Source organism: Rhizobacter sp. P2_H2 (assembly GCF_056403375.1).
The window spans coordinates 1-638 of record NZ_JBFUFP010001751.1; the positions used below are offsets into that span (position 1 = coordinate 1).

The 638-nt window shown below is 65.5% G+C and carries 1 protein-coding gene; it reads right to left on the reverse strand.

Going from position 1 to position 638, the window contains the following annotated elements:
• Positions 1–118: 118 nt before the first annotated feature.
• On the reverse strand, positions 119–638 hold a 520-nt coding region (locus AC1D15_RS36005), incomplete at its 5' end, for a branched-chain amino acid ABC transporter permease (protein ID WP_477829854.1).

Genomic DNA, 638 nt, shown 5'->3' on the forward strand with positions numbered 1-638 from the left:
GACGGGCCATGAAACCAGTCAGCGGAGGGAAGTCCTCGCCCCGCCAGGGGCGAGGACCGCACCCGACGGCGAGCCACAGCCTCCCCACCCGCGCCTTTGCTCGAACAGGACGACATCGTCAGACCTTCTTGATCGCCGACTTGCCGAACAAGCCTGCGGGCTTCACCGCCAGCACGATCAGCAGCAGCACCAACCCGGGAACATCCTTGTAGCCGGTCGACAGGTAGAACCCGGTCGTCGTCTCGGCAATGCCCAGGATGATCCCGCCGACGATGATTCCCATGCCGCTGGTCAGGCCGCCGATGATCGCCACCGCGAAGGCCTTCAGGCCCAGCACGGCGCCCATCGTCGCGCCGGTCAGCGTCAGCGGGGCGATCAGCACACCGGCGAAGGCGGCCGTCAGCGACGACAGCGCGTACGAGAACGTGATCACCAACCCCGTGTTGATGCCCATCAGCTTGGCGGCATCGCGGTCGTTGAAGGTCGCCACCACCGCCTTGCCGTAGATCGTCTTGCGGTTGAAGAACTCCACCGCCAGCATCATCAGCAACGCACCCACCACCACCAGGATCTCCATCGGCAGCACGTTCGCACCCAGGAACTTCAGCGGCGACTCCGGCAACGGCGACGGGAACTTC